This window comes from Stenotrophomonas sp. AS1 (assembly GCF_048957655.1).
In the GTDB taxonomy this organism is placed as follows: Bacteria; Pseudomonadota; Gammaproteobacteria; order Xanthomonadales; family Xanthomonadaceae; genus Stenotrophomonas; species Stenotrophomonas bentonitica_A.
On sequence record NZ_JARVXM010000003.1, the window covers coordinates 547487 to 566077 of the forward strand.

General features: G+C 67.2%; 11 protein-coding genes. 5 read left to right on the plus strand and 6 right to left on the minus strand.

Annotated features, from left to right (window positions below):
- Window positions 1-24: 24 nt before the first annotated feature.
- On the plus strand, window positions 25-2271 hold the full coding sequence (gene ggpS / locus PV764_RS06680; RefSeq protein WP_026070239.1) for a glucosylglycerol-phosphate synthase: 2247 nt from the start codon (window positions 25-27) through the stop codon (window positions 2269-2271).
- A 171-nt stretch (window positions 2272-2442) separates the two neighbouring features.
- Here the strand turns inward: ggpS and blaL2 are convergent, their stop codons facing one another.
- Window positions 2443-3345: a L2 family extended-spectrum class A beta-lactamase gene (gene blaL2 / locus PV764_RS06685; protein WP_284128848.1), complete on the minus strand. Its 903-nt coding sequence runs from the start codon at window positions 3343-3345 to the stop codon at window positions 2443-2445.
- A gap of 205 nt (window positions 3346-3550) precedes the next feature.
- Between blaL2 and PV764_RS06690 the strand changes: the two genes are divergently transcribed.
- Window positions 3551-4411: a LysR substrate-binding domain-containing protein gene (locus PV764_RS06690; protein WP_284128847.1), complete on the plus strand. Its 861-nt coding sequence runs from the start codon at window positions 3551-3553 to the stop codon at window positions 4409-4411.
- Window positions 4412-4518: 107 nt separating this feature from the next.
- Here the strand turns inward: PV764_RS06690 and PV764_RS06695 are convergent, their stop codons facing one another.
- Entirely contained in the window at window positions 4519-6375 is a 1857-nt protein-coding gene (locus PV764_RS06695; protein WP_019186132.1) for an ABC-F family ATP-binding cassette domain-containing protein, read from the minus strand.
- A gap of 344 nt (window positions 6376-6719) precedes the next feature.
- On the opposite strand from PV764_RS06695, the gene PV764_RS06700 reads away from it, so the two are divergent.
- Complete coding sequence (locus PV764_RS06700; RefSeq protein ID WP_421116341.1) at window positions 6720-9113, plus strand: TonB-dependent receptor plug domain-containing protein; 2394 nt, start codon at window positions 6720-6722, stop codon at window positions 9111-9113.
- A gap of 237 nt (window positions 9114-9350) precedes the next feature.
- The gene (gene ybaL, locus PV764_RS06705; protein WP_019186130.1) at window positions 9351-11054 is read left to right on the plus strand and encodes a YbaL family putative K(+) efflux transporter; all 1704 of its coding nucleotides are present in this window, start codon (window positions 9351-9353) and stop codon (window positions 11052-11054) included.
- A 6-nt stretch (window positions 11055-11060) separates the two neighbouring features.
- Here ybaL and PV764_RS06710 read toward each other — a convergent pair whose 3' ends face one another.
- The 4 genes from PV764_RS06710 to PV764_RS06725 all read right to left on the minus strand — a co-directional run bounded on the left by PV764_RS06710 (window position 11061) and on the right by PV764_RS06725 (window position 17625).
- Window positions 11061-11942: an AraC family transcriptional regulator gene (locus PV764_RS06710; protein ID WP_421116342.1), complete on the minus strand. Its 882-nt coding sequence runs from the start codon at window positions 11940-11942 to the stop codon at window positions 11061-11063.
- 249 nt (window positions 11943-12191) lie between these two features.
- Window positions 12192-13493 carry an O-acetylhomoserine aminocarboxypropyltransferase/cysteine synthase family protein gene (locus PV764_RS06715; RefSeq protein WP_421116343.1) on the minus strand — a complete coding sequence of 434 codons (1302 nt, stop codon included), beginning with the start codon at window positions 13491-13493 and terminating at the stop codon, window positions 12192-12194.
- 124 nt (window positions 13494-13617) lie between these two features.
- Window positions 13618-16203 (minus strand): ATP-dependent chaperone ClpB, encoded by a 2586-nt coding sequence (clpB, locus tag PV764_RS06720; RefSeq protein WP_046273851.1) that lies wholly within the window; start codon window positions 16201-16203, stop codon window positions 13618-13620.
- Between the two features lie 105 nt (window positions 16204-16308).
- On the minus strand, window positions 16309-17625 hold the full coding sequence (locus PV764_RS06725) for a retroviral-like aspartic protease family protein (RefSeq protein ID WP_421116344.1): 1317 nt from the start codon (window positions 17623-17625) through the stop codon (window positions 16309-16311).
- A 114-nt stretch (window positions 17626-17739) separates the two neighbouring features.
- Between PV764_RS06725 and PV764_RS06730 the strand changes: the two genes are divergently transcribed.
- Complete coding sequence (locus PV764_RS06730) at window positions 17740-18450, plus strand: glutathione S-transferase (protein ID WP_421116345.1); 711 nt, start codon at window positions 17740-17742, stop codon at window positions 18448-18450.
- Window positions 18451-18591: the final 141 nt, after the last annotated feature.

Genomic DNA, 18591 nt, shown 5'->3' on the forward strand with positions numbered 1-18591 from the left:
CCGCCGGCGCCGCCGGCACCGCAACTGATCCTTGCCACCGATCTGGATGGCACCTTCCTCGCCGGCGATGCCGCCGCGCGCCATCGGCTCTACCGGCTGGTCGACCAGCACCCCGGCATCCGCCTGATCTTCATCACCGGCCGCGGCCTGGAAGCGGTGATGCCCCTGCTCTCCGATCCGGCTATTCCGCGCCCGGACTACGTGGTCTGCGATGTCGGCGCCACCGTCGTCGATGGCCACACCCTGCAGCCGCTGCAGCCCCTGCAATCGATGATCGACGCGCACTGGCCGGGTGAGCAGGTGGTCGCCGCGGCGATGCGTCCGTTCACCGCGCTGCAGCGCCAGGACGTGCCGCAGGAACGCCGCTGCTCTTACTTCTGTGATCCGGACACGCTGGCGCCACTGCGCTCGCAGATCCAGGCGGCCGCACAGGCGCTGGGCTGCGATGTGCTGTATTCGGCCGACCGCTATCTGGACATCCTGCCGCCGGATACCGACAAGGGCCGCACCCTGGCCGCGCTTGCGCGCCTGCTGGAACTGCCGCGCGACCGCATCCTGGTCGCCGGTGACACCCTCAACGACCTGTCGATGTACACCTCCGGTTTCCGCGGGGTGTGCGTCGGCGATTCCGAGCCGGCACTGACCGCCGCCACCGCCGACCTGGACCACACCTTCCACGCGCAGGCACCGGGGTGTGGCGGCATTCTCGAAGCGATCGAACATTTCCACCTGCTTGCCGATGACGATCCCTTCCTGCGCCCCCCGGCGCAGGCACGCGCCGACGGGGCGGACCTGGTGATGGTCTACCACCGCCTGCCCTTCGATGAAGTCATGGAAGACGGCGTGCTGGTGCAGCGCCCCCCGCGTTCGCCGAACGGCATCATTCCCTCCCTGCTGAGCTTCTTCGAAGGCGGCCAGAAAGGCTCCTGGGTGGCCTGGGGCATCGATGAGCCCAAGCGCGGCCCGTTCCAGACCCACCTGCCGGTGGATGCCGAGCGCTACCCGACCCTGACCGCCGCGCGCGTGCCGCTGAGCAAGCAGGAAGTGGACATCTTCTACAAGCGCTTTTCCAAGGAAGCGTTCTGGCCGATGCTGCATGTGTTCTGGGAGCGCGCCAAGTTCCGCGAGGAAGATTGGCAGGTGTTCCTGAAGGTCAACCGCAAGTTCGCCGAGGCCACTGCCGCCGAAGCCGCGCATGGCGCGACGGTGTGGATCCACGACTACAACCTGTGGATGGTGCCGGCCACGCTGCGCGAGCTGCGCCCGGACCTGAAGATCGCCTTCTTCCACCACACCTACTTCCCCTCGGCTGATGTGTTCAACGTGGTGCCGTGGCGCCGCGAGATCATCGGCAGCCTGCTCAGCTGCGATTACATCGGCTTCCACATTCCGCGCCAGGTGGAGAACTTCGTGGACGTGGTCCGCGGTGCGATGCCGGCCGAGCGCCTGGCGTGGGAAAGCTGCGCCCCGCGCTTCCTCACCTACGGGTGCGCGGTTGGCCTGGACACGATGACCACGCGCCTGCGTGTGGGCGATCGCGAAGTCGCTCTGGGTGCACATCCGGTGGGCACCGACCTGCGCCGCATCCACAACGTGCTCGCACGCAGTGACGTGCGCAACGACATCTTCAAGCTGCGCCGCGAGATCGGCGCGCGCAAGCTGGTGCTCTCGGTGGAGCGCCTGGATTACACCAAGGGAACGCTGGCCAAACTGGAGGCGTTCGAGCGCCTGCTGGAACAGCATCCGGATCGCCAGGGCAAGGTCACCCTGCTGATGATCTGCGTGCCGGCCGCACGCGAGATGACCATCTACCGCACGCTGCAGAACCAGATCGAGCAGGCGGTGGGGCGGATCAACGGGCGCTTCTCGCGGCTGGACTGGACGCCGGTGCGCTTCTTCGCCCAGGCGCTGCCGTTCGAAGAAGTGGTGGCCCATTACGCCGCCGCGCAGGTGATGTGGATCACCCCGCTGCGTGATGGCTTGAACCTGGTGTCCAAGGAGTTCGTGGCCACGCAGGGGATCGAGGGCAGCAACGGCGTGCTGGTGCTCAGCGAATTCGCCGGGGCGGCGGCCGAGCTGAAGGGCGCGGTGCTGACCAATCCGCATGACCCGGCCGACCTCACCGCTGGCCTGCTGCAGGCGTTGTCGATGCCCGACGAGGAAGCCACCGGACGCATGCGCCAGCTGTTCGGCAGCGTGGAGTACTACGACGTGGATCGCTGGGGCCGGGAGTTCCTGGAGGCCGTGCGCACCAGCCAATCCGAAGGCTGACGCGGGAACGGTAGTGCCGGCCGCTGGCCGGCGGCTCCAGGTAGTGCCGGCCGCTGGCCGGCTCCAAGCGGTGCCGGCTGCGGGCGATGCCGGTTTCATGGGTTGCCGGCCAGCGGCCGGCACTACGGCGTGCGCACCGACCAACGGTCGGTGCCTCCCGGGCGGTATCGCCTACCCGGCCTGCTGCATGATGCCTTCGGCGATCACGGCCACCTGCCGCAGCACATCGTTGCGGCCGGCATCGTCCACCGTCGCGCCCTGCAGGTAGCTGGTCAGCACCCACGGCGCACCGCCGGCGAGCGGCCACAGGATGGCGATGTCGTTGGTGGTGTCCTCCCCGTTGCTGCCGGTCTTGTCGCCGACCCGCCACGCCTTGGACAAACCGGCACGCAGCCGCGCATCGCCGGTTTCGTTGTCGATCAGCCAATCCGCCAGCTGCTGCCGCGAGGCAGGCTTCAGCACATCCCCGAGCACGAAGCGCTGCAGGCTCGCCGCCATCGCGGCCGGGCTGGTGGTATCGCGCGGGTCGCCGGGAGTGAAGCGGTTCATCTCCGGCTCGAGCCGATCATTGCGGGTCACCGCATCGCCATTGGCACGCAGGAACGCGGTCACCCCGGCCGGTCCCCCGACCACCCCCAGCAGCAGGTTCGCGGCAGGGTTGTCGCTGGTGATCATCGTTGCCCGGCACAGGTCGCGCACGGTGACATCCTTGCCGATGTGTCGCGTCGTCACCGGCGCATGCGAGAGCATGTCCTGCTGGCGCACGGGGATGCGCCGGTCCAGCGGGAGCGTGCCCTGGTCGGCCAGATGCAGGACCGCCGCAGACAATACGAACTTGAACGTACTGCACATCGGGAAACGTTCGTCCTGGCGGTTGCCGGTACGCCAGCCGGTGGCGGTGTTGAGCAGGGTCACGCCCAGGCGACCACCGCTTGCTGCTTCCAACGCTGCGAAGTCTTTCGCCGCGACGGCAGGTTGCGGCGAGGGCAGCGGCGTCTTGGCGAAGGCGGTGGCGGCCAATGCAGACGCGGCGGCCGCGCCGGTCCATTGCAGGAACTGTCGTCGAGCGATCATGGGGTTCTCCTTGGCGAAGGCCCGAGTATTGGCAGGTTGCGCGCCGGCCACCAGCGAGGATTTTCATCGGGAGCCATCAGCTCACCTAATACCATCAACGGAAGCACGCCTCCCAACCCCACGAAATCTGGTGTATCCGTGGTGATTGGCGTGCTGGCACCGCCCCGCGGTGCGATGATGCATCACCCCTGCTCACGGCTCGCCCATGCTCCGCCCCCAGCTGCCGCTCAATGCCCTGCGCGCCTTCGAGGCCGCTGCCCGGCACCAGAACTTCACCCGCGCCGCGCTGGAGCTGTGCGTCAGCCAGGCTGCGCTGAGCCATCAGATCCGGGCACTGGAGGATCGGCTGGGGGTGTCGCTTTTCACCCGCTTGCCGCGTGGCGTTGCACTGACCGACGAAGGCGCGCGCCTGTATCCGGTGCTCAACGAGGCCTTCGACCGTATCGCGGTGAGCCTGGACCGGTTCGTCGGCGGGCATTTCCGCGAGGTGCTGAGCGTGGGGGTGGTCGGCACCTTCGCCACCGGCTGGCTGCTGCCGCGCCTGGGGGATTTCAATGCGCGCCATCCGGATATCGAGCTGCGCCTGCAGACCCACAACAACCGCATCGACCTGGCCGGTGAAGGGCTGGACCTGGCGATCCGGTTCGGTGATGGCGATTGGCAGGGGCAGGTCAGCGAACCCGTACTGGATGCACCGTTCGCGCCACTGTGCGCGCCGGCGCTGGCACGTACGCTGCGGCAGCCGCGCGATCTGGCCAGCGTGCCGCTGTTGCGCTCCTACCGCAGCGATGAGTGGCCACGCTGGTTGCAGGCCGCAGGCGTACCGGAACTGGACGCCCGCGGCCCCGTGTTTGATTCGTCACTGACGCTGGCCAGTGCCGCCGCCGCAGGCGCCGGCGTGGCGCTGTTGCCGTTGAAGATGTTCGAGCAGGATCTGGCCCACGGCCGCCTGATCCAGCCCTTCGCGCAGACGCTGGAGCTGGGGCGGTACTGGCTGACGCGGCTTCGCTCGCGCGCCGAGAGTGATGCGGCGCGGCGGTTCCGGGAATGGCTGGACGCCCGGTAGATCCACGCCATGCGCGGATAGCCGAACGTCGGAACGCACCTCATCCACGCATGGCGTGGATCTACACGGGATGCGGCACGACCAGCGTGCCGCATCGCCCGCCCCGATCAGGCGTCCAGCAATTCCATCCACGTCTGCTCGGCCTTGCTGAGCAGGGTGGCAGTGGCTTCACGATCACGGCCGAGCACGGCCATGCGGGTCGCATCGGCGTAGTTGGACGGATCGGCCAGCTGGCGGTCCAGGTCGGCCAACAGCGCCTCCAGTTCGCCGACCTTGGCTTCAGCGGCGGCCAGCTTGTGCGGGTTGGCCGGCTTGCGCGCGGGCAGCGGCGGGGTCGGCGGTGCCGGCTCCGGGGCGGCCGCGGCGAGCTTGTGCTTGGTGCCCTGCGCGGCGGGACGCGAACGCAGCCAGGCCGCGTACGCATCCAGGTCGCCGTCAAACGGCTCGACCACGCCATCGGCGACGCGCCAGAAGGTATCGCAGACCAGGCCGATCAGATGGCGGTCATGCGAGACCATCACGATTGCGCCTTCGAAGTCGGCCAGCGCTTCAGCCAGCGCTTCGCGCATTTCCAGGTCCAGATGGTTGGTCGGTTCGTCGAGCAGCAGCACGTTGGGCTGCTGGTAGGCGATCAGCGCCAACGCCAGGCGCGCGCGTTCGCCACCGGAGAATCCATCCACCGGTTCGAAGGCGCGGTCACCGGCGAAGTTCCACTTGCCGAGGAAATCGCGGAAGGACTGGTTCGGCGCGTCCGGGGCGAGGTCGCGGAAGTGCTCCATCGGCGACTGCCCTTCGTGCAGCGATTCCACCGTGTGCTGGGCGAAGTAACCGATGCGCAGGTCCGGATGCGCGGCACGCTCACCACTGATCGGGTCCAGTTCACCCACCAGGGTCTTCACCAGCGTGGTCTTGCCGGCGCCGTTCGGGCCGAGCAGACCGATGCGCTGGCCGGCCTCCAGGCCGAAGCCCACGTTGTGCAGGATCACCGAATCGGCGCCGTAACCGGCCTCGACATGGTTCAGGCGGATCAGCGAGAACGGCAGCTTGGCCGGCGGGGCGAATTCGATGCGGAATTCGCGCTCGGCGCGCACGGCCTCGGTGCCGGCCAGCTTGGCCAGGCGCTTCATGCGGCTCTGCGCCTGGGCGGCCTTGCTGGCCTGCGCCTTGAAGCGGTCGATGAAGCTCTGCAGATGCGCGCGCTCGGCCTGTTCCTTCTCGTGGGCGAGCTGCTGCTGGCGCAGCTGTTCGGCGCGCTGGCGCTCGAAATCGGTGTAACCGCCAACGTACAGCTTGGCGCCGCCACCGTGCAGGTGCAGGGTGTGGGTGGCCACGTTGTCCAGGAACTCGCGGTCATGCGAGATCAGCAGCAGGGTACCCGGGTACTTGAGCAGCCACTGCTCCAGCCAGAACACCGCGTCCAGATCCAGATGGTTGGTCGGCTCGTCCAGCAGCAGCAGGTCGCTGGGCATCATCAGCGCGCGTGCCAGGTTCAGGCGCACGCGCCAGCCGCCGGAGAACGAGGAGACCGCACGCGAGTGCGTCTCGGCCGGGAAGCCCAGGCCATGCAGCAGCTTGCCGGCGCGCGCTTCGGCGTCATAGGCGCCGATCTCGGCCATGCGCTGGTGGGCGGTGGCAACGGCTTCCCAGTCTTCACGTGCCGCGGCCGCAGCCTCTTCACGCATGACGGCGGCCACCTCGGTGTCGCCTTCCAGCACGAACTGCAGCGCCGGGTCGGGCAGCGACGGGGTTTCCTGGGCCACGCTGGCGATGCGGATCTTGCCGGGCAGATCGACGTCGCCCTTGTCCGCCTCCAGCTCACCCTTCACAGCGGCGAACAGGCTGGACTTGCCGGCCCCGTTGCGGCCGACCACGCCCACGCGGTACCCCGCGTGCAGGGTCAGGTCGACATTGGACAACAGCAGCCGCTCGCCACGGCGCAAGGCGAAGTTACGAAGGGAAATCATCTTGGGGGTCCATATAACGGAATGGAATGTGCTCGTGAGCACCTTTCCTGCGACGTAATTCTAGCGTTAACGAATACTTGACGGGCCCCGGGATGCGCGGCAGGCCTCGTTTCTCTCTCCCACGACCCTGCCCGCGCTTCCCCGGGACCCTCCTGTCGAATCCCCCGCCTCACGTAAATGGTTGCTGCTGCAACGTTTTTTGCGAAAACGGCAAACATTTGACAAGCGATGAATATCCCGTTAATCCCTCTATTGCGCACCGCAACAACCGCCTTCGCAGACCCGATCCTCGATGTCGTGATGTCGCTTTGGTGCAGCACCGCCACTACCGGAGCCACATCCTGATGAACCGCAAGACCAGTACGCTCGCCGCCGCCGTAGCTGTCGCGCTCGGTATGTCCAGCTTCGCCGCTACGGCCCAGGATGCGCCCGCCCGCACGGCGGCCAACACCCTGGACACCATCATCGTCACCGGCACCCGCGTGGCCGACCGCACCGTGGCCGAGTCGCAGTCGCCGATCGACATCATCACCCCCGAGGCGCTGCAGTCCACCGGCACCACCGAACTGGCCACGGCCCTGGCCCGCGCCCTGCCCTCGCTGAACTTCCCGCGCCCGGCCCTGACCGACGGCACCAGCGGCATCCGCCCGGCGCAGCTGCGCGGCCTCTCCCCGGACCAGGTGCTGGTGCTGGTCAACGGCAAGCGCCGCCACACCTCGGCCCAGATCAACGTCAACGGCAGCATCGGCCGCGGCTCCTCGGCGGTGGACATCAACGCGATTCCGATCGCCTCGATCGAACGCGTGGAAGTGCTGCGCGACGGCGCCTCGGCGCAGTATGGCTCGGACGCCATCGCCGGCGTGATCAACATCGTGCTCAAAGGCTCGTCCTCCGGCGGCAGCCTGGCGCTGGACGCCGGCCAGTACTCGGCCGGTGACGGCAACAAGTACCAGCTCTCCGGCGATACCGGCATCGGCTTCGCCGACGGCCGTGGCAGCGTGCACGTGGCCGGCCAGATCATCCAGCAGGACGAAAGCAACCGTGCCGGTCCCTACCAGGGCACCACGCCGAACACGAGCAACTTCCCCAGCATCGGCCAGACCACCTTCGTGGTCGGCGATCCGCAGGTGGATGCGACCGCCGCCTCGGCCAACGCCAGCTTCCAGTTCAGCGACCACGTCTCGGCCTACGCCACGGCGATGGCCAGCAACCGTGACATCACCTCGTTCGCGTTCTACCGCTCGCGCAACCACCTCAGCCAGGGCGCGCTGCTGGCGCAGACCTACCCGAACGGCTTCGTGCCGGAGATCAACCAGTACTCCAAGGACCGCTCGCTGGTCGCTGGCGTCAAGGGCGATACGGACAGCGGCTGGAACTGGGATGTCAGCTACAACTACGGCGCCAACAAGATCGATTTCCACACCCGCAACAGCATCAACTACGCACTCGGCGTAAACAGCCCGCGCTCGTTCTACGACGGCGCGCTGGAGTACACCCAGAACATCGTCAATGCCGATGTGACCAAGACACTGGACTGGGGCCTGGCCTACCCGGTCACGCTGTCCTTCGGCGGTGAGTACCGCAAGGAGAAGTGGGAGCAATCGGCCGGTGAACTGAATTCCTACACCGGCAGCGGTGCGCAGGGCTTCGGCGGCTTCACCCCGCTCAACGCCGTGGACGCCGACCGCGACAACTACGCCGTCTACGCTGGCCTGGAAGCCGACCTCAGCGACAAGTTCTCCGCCGGTGTCACCGGCCGCTACGAGGACTACTCGGACTTCGGCGACAAGTTCTCCGGCAAGCTCTCCGCACGCTACGCCTTCACCGACAAGGTCGCCCTGCGCGCCACGGCGTCCAGCGGCTTCCGCGCGCCGTCGCTGGCCCAGCAGAGCTACCAGGCGGTGACCAGCACGATCGTCAACGGCGTGTTCGTCGAACGCGGCACCTTCCCGACCACCAGCCCGGCCGCGCAGGCGCTGGGCGCCAGCCCGCTGAAGGCCGAGAGCTCGACCTCCTACAGCCTGGGCCTGGTGCTGCAGCCGGTGGACCGGCTGTACCTGACCGTGGATGCGTACCAGATCGACATCGATGACCGCATCGTGCTGTCCACCAACATCACCACCAATGACGCCGCCAATGCGCTGCTGTCCAACCTGGGGCTGCCGGGTGTCACGGCGTTCTCCTACTTCACCAACGGCGTGGACACCCGCACCCGCGGCGTGGATGCGGTCTCCAGCTACACCATCCCCTTCGCCGCCAGTTCGCTGGAACTGACCGCGGCCTACAGCTACAACGAGACCGAGGTGAAGAAGTTCATCGCCTCGCCGGCGGTGTTCGGCGCGCTGGGCATCACCCAGTCGCTGATCGGCCGCGATGAGATCGGCCGCATCGAAGACAGCTACCCGCGCGACAAGACCATCCTCAGCGGCACGTGGCGTTCGGATCGCTGGGACCTCAACCTGGCCGCCACGCGCTACGGCTCGTTCACCGTGCGCAACTCGGCCACCGCCCTGCGTGACCAGACCTACGACGCCTCGTGGGTTCTCGATGCCTCGGCCAGCTACAAGCCCAGCGAGAACTGGACCCTGACCCTGGGTGCGGACAACATCCTGGACGAGTACCCCGACCGCACCGTGGACCTGCAGAACTCCACCTGGGGCATGCTGCCTTACAGCAACTACTCGCCGTACGGGTTCAATGGTGCCTACGTGTACGGCCGCGTGACCTACAAGTGGTAACAGGGTAGTGCCGGCCGCCGGCCGGCAACACCGGTTTTCCCATGCCCCGGTCACCCGGGGCATGTGCGTTTGGGCCGCCGAAATGCCGGGATCTGCGCATTCATCGCAGCGCGCCTTCGCTGTCCCGGACAGCACATGACCTGACCACGGGGACATAGCAGCATTGCGAGCAAGGATGTTTGCCCGGACCGGCTGCATCGGTGAAAATCGGGGCACCCCCCATCTTTGCGAGCCCCGATGCACCATGACACCGACCTGATCAACATCGTTGCCGTTGGCCTTGGGCTCGCCTTCATCTTCGGCGCGCTGGCCAACAAGCTGCGTTTGTCTCCCCTGGTCGGTTATCTGATTGCAGGCATCTGCGTAGGCCCGTTCACCCCCGGCTTCGTTGCCGACCAGGCCCTGGCCAACCAGCTGGCCGAGATCGGTGTGATGCTGCTGATGTTCGGGGTCGGCCTGCATTTCTCGCTGAAAGATCTGATGGAGGTCAAAGCGATCGCCATCCCGGGTGCGATCGGCCAGATCCTGGTCGCCACGCTGCTCGGCTGGGGCCTGGCCGCGTTGATGGGCTGGCCGGTGATCTACGGCGTGGTGTTCGGTTTCTCGCTGGCCACCGCCAGTACCGTGGTGCTGCTGCGCGCGATGGAAGAACGGCGCCTGCTGGAAACCACGCGCGGCAAGATCGCGATCGGCTGGCTGATCGTGGAAGACCTGGCCTGCGTCCTGGCGCTTGTGATGATGCCGGTGCTGGCCGGCGTGTTCGGCCCCGATGCGGCCAATGAAACCCATACCGTCGGCAGCGTGCTGGCCAGCATCGGCTGGACCTTCGTGCAGCTGGGCCTGTTCGTGGCGGTGATGCTGGTGGTCGGGCGCCGGGTGATCCCATGGATCCTGGAACGCATCGCCGGTACCGGCTCGCGCGAGCTGTTCACCCTGGCCGTGCTGGCGATCGCGCTGGGCGTGGCGTTCGGCTCGGCGATGCTGTTCGGCGTCTCCTTCGCGCTGGGCGCGTTCTTCGCCGGCATGCTGCTCAACGAATCGGAGCTGAGCCACAAGGCCGCCAACGATTCCCTGCCGCTGCGCGATGCGTTCGCGGTGCTGTTCTTCGTTTCGGTCGGCATGCTGTTCAACCCGGCCATCCTGATCGAGCACCCGTGGCAGGTGCTGGCCACCGCCGCGATCATCATGTTCGGCAAGTCTGCCGCCGCGTTCGTGATCGTGCGTGCCTTCGGCCATCCGACGGGTACCGCGCTGACCATCTCGGCCAGCCTGGCGCAGATCGGCGAGTTCGCCTTCATCATCGCCGGCCTCGGCGTGACCCTGAAGATCCTGCCGCCGACCGGCCAGGCCCTGGTACTGGCCGGCGCGCTGATCTCGATCATGCTCAACCCGCTGGTGTTCGGCCTGCTCGACCGCTGGCTGCTGAAGAACCAGGAAACCACCCCCACTGCGGTGGAGACCGAGCTGCCGCCCGGCCCCTCGCTGGACCTGCACGACCATGCCATCGTGATCGGCTACGGCCGCGTCGGCAGCGCGCTGGCGCAGGTCCTGCGCGACCGTGGCGTGCCGGTGATGATCATCGACGACAACAAGGAGCACGTCGCCGAGGCGCATGCGGCCGGCCTGCCGGGCATCCGTGGCAGCGCGGCCTCCGATCGCGTGCTGGCCGAAGCACACCCCGAGCGCGCCAAGATCGCCGTGCTGGCGATTCCGCAGCCGCTGGAAGCCGGTGAGACCCTGGCCAAGCTGCGCGCGCTCAATCCGGGCCTGACCCTGCTGGCGCGCGCACACAGCGATGCCGAGGTGAAGCACCTGCTCGCCCACGGCGCCGATGGCACGGTCATGGCCGAGCGCGAGCTGGCCTACTCGCTGGCCGAGATGGTGATGTCCACCCCGCCGTACCGCACGATGGGGCAGCAGCACAGCATTCCGGTGGTCTGACCGCCGCTACCCCACCGGCACGCAGATATCGGCGCGCAGGATGGCGTCGGGCACCTCTTCGGGGTCATCCAGGTAGTGGTAGTACAGCTCTGCATCGCGCAGCGTGTGACCACTGTCGGGCAGCCAGTCGCGTAGCAGGGCATCAGTGGCCGCTTCCAGGCCCGCGTAACTGCCCACATGGCGCAGCACGGCATACGTGCCACCGCCCAGCGTCAGCGCACGCAGCGGGGTGGGTAGCGCCTGCGGCGTGCGCCCGAAGCCCATTGCGCAATCGAATACGCATTCCTGCGCCGGCGCATCGCGGTGGTCCGTCCGTGCGATGCCGATCAGCTGCTGCAGCTGTTCGACCCAGCCCTGCTCGGCGGCCCAGGTGAAGATCTCGCCGAACGCCTGATCCAGATCATCGAAGGCCCCTTGCGTGCGCAGCGCCACCACATCGAAGGGTTCCAGTGTGGTCACCGTGACCTGCAACGGCACCGTCCCGTCGGCGTGATCGCCCGGCGGGCGTGCCAGCCGCTGTTGCCAGTGGCTGCGCAGCCCGGCATTCTCGCGCAGGCTGCTCGGCGTGGCATCCAGCGCCTGGCGACAGGCACGGGCCAGCGCCTGTGGGCTTTCATAACCGACGTTCAAGGCCACCTCGGTCACCCGGCTGTCCGCCTGGCCGAGCAGCTGCAGCGCCTGCAGCAAGCGCAGGCGCGCCACGGTGCGCCCGGGCGTTTCGCCGGTCAGCGCGCGGTACAGGCGATGGAAATGGAACGGTGACTGGTGCGCGATCGCGGCCAGCGCTTCCAGATCCGGCAAGGGATCGCCAGCACGCAGGCAGGCCTGCAGATGGGCGATGACGCGATCGATACCGTGGCGCTGGCGGACCTGGGCAATGCGGCGCATGGCGGGCTCCCTCTCTAGGTGACGCTCAGCGTGCGTGCTGCCGCGCCCCTGCGCGTGGCCGATCTTGCGCAGTTGGGCGATCGTCAGCCGATCCTAACCCTGCCGGTAGAGCCACGCCATGCGTGGCTGCGGCGCCGGAAGAAGAAGCAGCCACGCATGGCGTGGCTCTACCCCATGGCGGAGAATCCCATGGCCCCATGGAAAAACCCCACGGCGGCCGGCCCGCACCGGCCGCCGTGGGTCCTGCCACTACGCCTTGGCCAACGCCTGCTCCAGATCGGCGAGCAGGTCGTCGATGTGTTCGATGCCCACCGACAGCCGCACCGTGTCTTCGCTGACGCCCGCCTTCTCCAGCTCGGCCGCATCCAGCTGCCGGTGGGTGGTCGAGGCCGGGTGCGTAGCCAGTGACTTGGCATCGCCCAGGTTCACCAGGCGGGTGAACAGCTGCAGCGCATCCAGGAAGCGCGCGCCTGCGGCGCGGCCACCGGGCAGGCCGAAGGTCAGCACGCCGGAACCGTGGCCGCGCAGGTACTTCTGCACCAACGCGTGCTCGGGATGGTCGGGCAGCGCGGCGTAGTTGACCCACGCCACCTTGGGATGGCGCTGAAGGTGTTCGGCCACCGCCAGCGTGTTGGCGTTGATCCGGTCCAGGCGCAGCGCCAAGGTCTCGATGCCCTGCAGGATCAGGAAGGAATTGAACGGTGAGATGGCCGCGCCGGTATTGCGCAGCGGGACCACCCGCGCGCGGCCGATGTAGGCGGCCGGCCCGAGGGCGTCGGTGTAGACCACGCCGTGGTAGCTCACGTCCGGCTCGTTCAAGCGGCGGAAGCGCTGCTTGTGCTCCGCCCAGGGGAAGCGACCGGAATCCACGATCGCCCCGCCCAGGCTGGTCCCATGACCACCGAGATACTTGGTCATCGAATGCACGACGATGTCCGCGCCGAAGTCGAACGAGCGCTGCAGGTACGGCGTGGCGACCGTGTTGTCCACGATCAGCGGGACGCCGTGCGCATGCGCGATCTTCGCCACGGCTTCGATATCGGTGATGTTGCCGCGCGGGTTGCCGATCGATTCGACAAACACCGCCTTGGTGCGGTCATCGATCAGCGCCCCGAACGCCTGCGGATCGCGGTAGTCCGCAAAGCGCGTTTCGATCCCGAACTGCGGCAGCGTGTGCGCGAACAGGTTGTAGGTGCCGCCGTACAGGGCACTGGCCGAGACGATGTTGTCGCCCGCCTCGGCGATGGTCTGGATCGCGTAGGTGATCGCGGCCTGGCCCGAGGCCAGTGCCAGTGCACCGATCCCGCCCTCCAGCGCGGCGATGCGCTGCTCGAGCACGTCCGTGGTCGGGTTCATGATGCGGGTGTAGATGTTGCCCGGCACCTTCAGGTCGAACAGGTCCGCGCCGTGCTGGGTGTCATCGAAGGCGTAGGCCACGGTCTGGTAGATCGGCACTGCCACCGCGCGCGTGGTGGGGTCGGGCCGGTAACCGCCATGCACCGCGATGGTCTCCGCGCGCCACTGTGATTCGGGACTGCCGTGTTCGGACATAGCGCATCGCCTCCAGGTGAATGCCGACGATACCGAACAAAAAACCCCCGCCGAGGCGGGGGTTCATGCCAAACATGCATGGTGTGAGGCTCAACGGTTATCAGGCCGCCGGTGCGCGCGGGGCTTAGCCCTTCACGAACACCAGCTTGCCCTCGGCCGCATCGACCCGGATCACATCGCCGTTGAGGAACTCGCCGGACAGGATCTTCTGCGCCAGCGGGTTCTCCAGCTGCGACTGGATCGCACGCTTGAGCGGACGCGCACCATAGACCGGATCGAAGCCGACGTTGCCCAGCAGCTGGAAGGCCTCGTCGCTGACCTCGATGCGCAGGCCGCGTTCGGCCAGGCGCTTTTCCAGGCCCTGCATCTGGATGCGGGCGATCTGCTTGATCTGCACCTTGTCCAGCGGGTGGAACACCACGATGTCGTCCAGGCGGTTGATGAATTCCGGGCGGAAGTGCGCCTGCACCACGCCCATCACCGCGGCCTTCATCTGCGTGTAGGCCTCCGGGCTGTCATCGCTGCTCATGTCCTGGATCTGGTGCGAGCCCAGGTTGGAGGTCATCACGATGACGGTATTGCGGAAGTCCACCGTGCGGCCCTGGCCATCGGTCAGGCGGCCATCGTCCAGCACCTGCAGCAGGATGTTGAACACGTCCGGATGCGCCTTCTCCACCTCATCGAGCAGGATCAGCGAATACGGGCGACGACGCACCGCCTCGGTCAGGTAGCCACCTTCTTCGTAGCCCACGTAGCCCGGGGGCGCACCGATCAGGCGCGCGACGCTGTGCTTCTCCATGAACTCGCTCATGTCGATGCGGATCATCGCGTCGGCGCTGTCGAACAGGAACTCGGCCAACGACTTGCACAGCTCGGTCTTGCCCACGCCGGTCGGCCCCAGGAACAGGAACGAGCCGCTGGGACGGTCCGGATCGGACAGGCCCGCACGCGAACGCCGCACCGCATCGGAGACCACCTTGATCGCCTCTTCCTGGCCGACCACGCGGTTGTGCAGCACCTCTTCCATGCGCAGCAGCTTGTCGCGCTCGCCTTCGAGCATGCGGTTGACCGGGATGCCGGTCCAACGCGAGACCACTTCGGCGATCTCCTCGGCGGTCACCCGGTCCTGGACCAGCTTGAACTCACTGGTTTCCACTTCCTGCGCGGCGGCCAGCTGCTTTTCCAGCTGCGGCAGCTGCCCATACTGGATCTCGCTCATACGGCCGAAATCCTGGCGGCGCTGCGCCGATTCCAGTTCCAGCTTGGCCTGTTCGATCTGTTCCTTGATCCGGGTGGCACCCTGCAGCGTCGCCTTCTCCGACTTCCAGATTTCATTGAGATCGGAGAACTCGCGCTCCAGCGCATCGATGTCGGTTTCCAGATCGGCCAGGCGCTGGCGCGAGGCGTCGTCCTTTTCTTTCTTGAGCATTTCGCGCTGGATCTTGAGCTGGATCACGCGGCGCTCCAACCGATCCAGTTCCTCCGGCTTGGAGTCGATCTCCATCCGGATGCGCGAGGCGGCCTCGTCCATCAGGTCGATGGCCTTGTCCGGCAACTGCCGGTCGGCGATGTAACGGTGCGACAGCGTGGCCGCGGCGACGATCGCCGGGTCGGTGATTTCCACGCCATGGTGCACGGCGTACTTTTCCTTCAGCCCGCGCAGGATCGCGATAGTGTCTTCCACGCTCGGCTCGCCCACCAGCACCTTCTGGAAGCGGCGCTCCAGCGCAGCATCCTTCTCGATGTACTTGCGGTATTCGTCCAGCGTGGTCGCACCGACGCAGTGCAGCTCACCGCGCGCCAGCGCTGGCTTGAGCATGTTGCCCGCGTCCATCGCGCCGTCGGCCTTGCCGGCGCCGACCATCGTGTGCAGTTCGTCGATGAACAGGATCACCTGCCCTTCGCTCTTGGCCAGGTCGTTGAGCACGCCCTTCAGGCGCTCTTCGAACTCGCCGCGGAACTTGGCACCGGCGATCAGCGCGCCCATGTCCAGCGACAGCACGCGCTTGCCGCGCAGGCCCTCGGGCACTTCGTCGTTGATGATGCGCTGGGCCAGGCCCTCCACGATGGCGGTCTTGCCCACGCCGGGCTCACCGATCAGCACCGGGTTGTTCTTGGTGCGGCGCTGCAGGACCTGGATGGTGCGACGGATCTCCTCATCGCGGCCGATCACCGGATCCAGCTTGCCGCTCTCTGCGCGCGCGGTCAGGTCGATGGTGTATTTCTCCAGCGCCTGGCGCTGGTCTTCCGCATTTTCCGACTGCACGGTCTCGCCGCCGCGCACCTTGTCGATGGCGGTTTCGATCTTCTTCCTGTCGGCACCGGCGGCGCGCAGCGCCATGCCCAGGGTGCCGCCATCGTCGACCGCGGCCAGCACGAACCACTCACTGGCGATGAAGGCATCGCCGTGCTGCTGGGCCAGCTTGTCGGTGTTGTTGAGCAGCCGGTTCAGATCGTTGCCGATCGACAGGTTGCCTTCCTGCCCGGAGACCTTGGGCAGGGCCTCCAGGGTTTCATTCAAACGTTCGCGCAGTACCGGCACGTTGACGCCGGCCTGGGCCAGCAGCGGGCGCGTGCTGCCACCCTGCTGGTCCAGCAGCGCGCTGAACACATGTACCGGTTCGATGATGTTGTGGTCGCGGCCCACGGCCAACGACTGCGCGTCGGCCAGCGCCTGCTGGAAACGCGAGGTGAGCTTGTCCATCCGCATGTTCTTGTCCTCGATGTAAACGGGGCTGGCCGTGCCAGCACTGTCCCTGAGATGCGGTTACGGGGGCGTGTTTCAAGGGTGGATGAGATGCCGATTCAGGCTTCGTCAGGCCCCTGGCGGGCGGCCCAGCAGGGGCGGTTCGGGCGGCAATGGCACCAGGCAGCCGATGCCGGCCGGCAGGTCCAGCGCCACGTCGTAGCCGCCGGTGACGCCGTAGCCGACCCGCCAGGACGAGGGAAACAGATCCGGCGGCTGGAAGGCGATATCCACCGGAATGTTCGCCAAGGTATCGGCCACCTGCAGTGGCGTGCTGGCCGGCGCGTACTCGATGTCCTCCGCCCCGCGCGTGGTGATGACATTCTTGCGCTGGATTGCGGCGGCCGGCACCGACGAACGCGGCGCACCCCGCATCTGGAATGCCCCATTGAAGCCGGTGTCGACCAGCATGAGCGTGTTTTCGCGACCGCGGATCGGGTAGCGGGCCTGCTGGAACGGCCCCCACAACGAGGAGGTGAACACCATCCGCCGTGTGCAGGCGGCTGGAGTCTGCGTCCCGAGCAGCGTCAGCGTGTCGCGGGAAAGGCGGACCCGTCCCAGCGCGCGCAGCACATCCAGGCCGATCAGGTTGAGCTCGCGCGTGGCTTCACTGTTGAACGAAACATCGCGCACCCGCTGCCCGCCCAGCTCGATATCGATCGGTGCAGCCAGCCCCGCCTGCTGGATGTCGTCGTCGATGATGCGTGAGACCACGAAGTTTTCGGTCACCGTCAGGCCCAGCGATTCGGCCAGCGCGCGCGTGATGTGCGAACGCGGGGCGCCGGTATCGACGATGAAGGCAGCCTCCTGGCTGACGGGATGGCCGTCGCGCGTGCCGTGCAGGGTAAGCGTGACCGAGGGCAGCTCGTTGCTGAACTGGATCGGCACCGCCACCTCCTGCTCGCGCTCGGCAACGGGCGGCGCACTGCGCGGCCAGTCGGTGAACGCCGCGAATGCCGGGCGGGTGACATCGGGCACCTCATCGCCGGGCTTGAGCATCGGCACGATGGTGCGCTGGTAGTCCTCGCGCACGCGCAGCATCAGGCTCGCCCATCCAGCGATATCGCCCTCGATCAGCGCGTTGCCGGCCAAGGTGGATTCACACAGGAAGGCCAGCCCCTGCAGCGCAGGCGGCGCATCACGGGTTTCGTCCAGGCACTGGCGTGCAGCCCGATTGGAGGCGGCCAGCTCACCACGGACGCGGTGATAGCCTGCCGCACCCAGGTGCCGGCGTGCACCGGATACCCCGCTCATCTCGCGCAGCGTCGTCAGTTCCGCACGCAGCACTGCATCGCTGTAGCCGAAGCCATCGTGCAGGGCCACCGGGTCGGCCGCTACGGCAGCCGGCAACATCGCCACGCACACGCCCATCGCCCACATCCGCATCGCCTGCTCCCATCGACATCCCCGCCCGACCCTAGCACGGGAACCACGCTGCGCTCACGCCTGCTTTCGGCTGCGCGGGCCATGCTGGCCACCGGTTCCGCACGGAGTGGCTGCATGCATTACGAACTGTATTACTGGACCGGCATCCAGGGCCGCGGCGAGTTCGTGCGGCTGGCGCTGGAGGATGCGGGCGCGGGCTACACGGATATGGCGCGGGTCCACGGCGATGCCGTGATGCAGCCGTATCTGGACGGCAAGGTCGAGGGCCTGCAGCCGTTTGCCCCCCCATTCCTGCGCACCGGCCGGCAGGTGATCGCCCAGGTGGGCGCGATCCTGGATCATCTGGGACCGGAGCTCGGCCTGGTGCCCGATGCCAGTTCACGGCGGCAGCAGGCCCTGCAGTTGCAGCTGACCATCGCCGATCTGGTGGCCGAGGTGCATGACACCCACCACCCGATCGCAGCGTCGAAGTACTACGACGACCAGAAACACGAAGCCAAAGCGCGCGCGACGTCGATGCGCGGCGAGCGAATGCCCAAGTTCCTCGGTTACTTCGAGAACGTGCTCAAGCACAACGGTGGGCGTCATCCGCTGCGCGAGCACTCCTATGTCGATCTGTCGCTGTTCCAGCTGCTGAGCGGGCTGGAGTACATGTTCCCGCGCCGCATGCAGGCGCTTTGGCCGACGCTGCCGCAGCTGCGCGCCCTGAAGGACCGGGTGGAAACCCGGCCCAACATCGCCGCCTATCTCGCCTCGGAACGGCGCCTGGCGTTCAACACCAATGGCATCTTCCGGCATTACCCGGAGCTGGATGGCGAGCAATGATGCCGCGCCGGCCGCTGGCCGGCTCCGCAGCAGACCTACCCCATTCGGTAGCTCACGACCGTTGGTCGTGAGCAGGTAGTGCCGGCCGCTGGCCGGCTCCGCAGCAGACCTGCCCCATTCGGTAGCTCACGACCGTTGGTC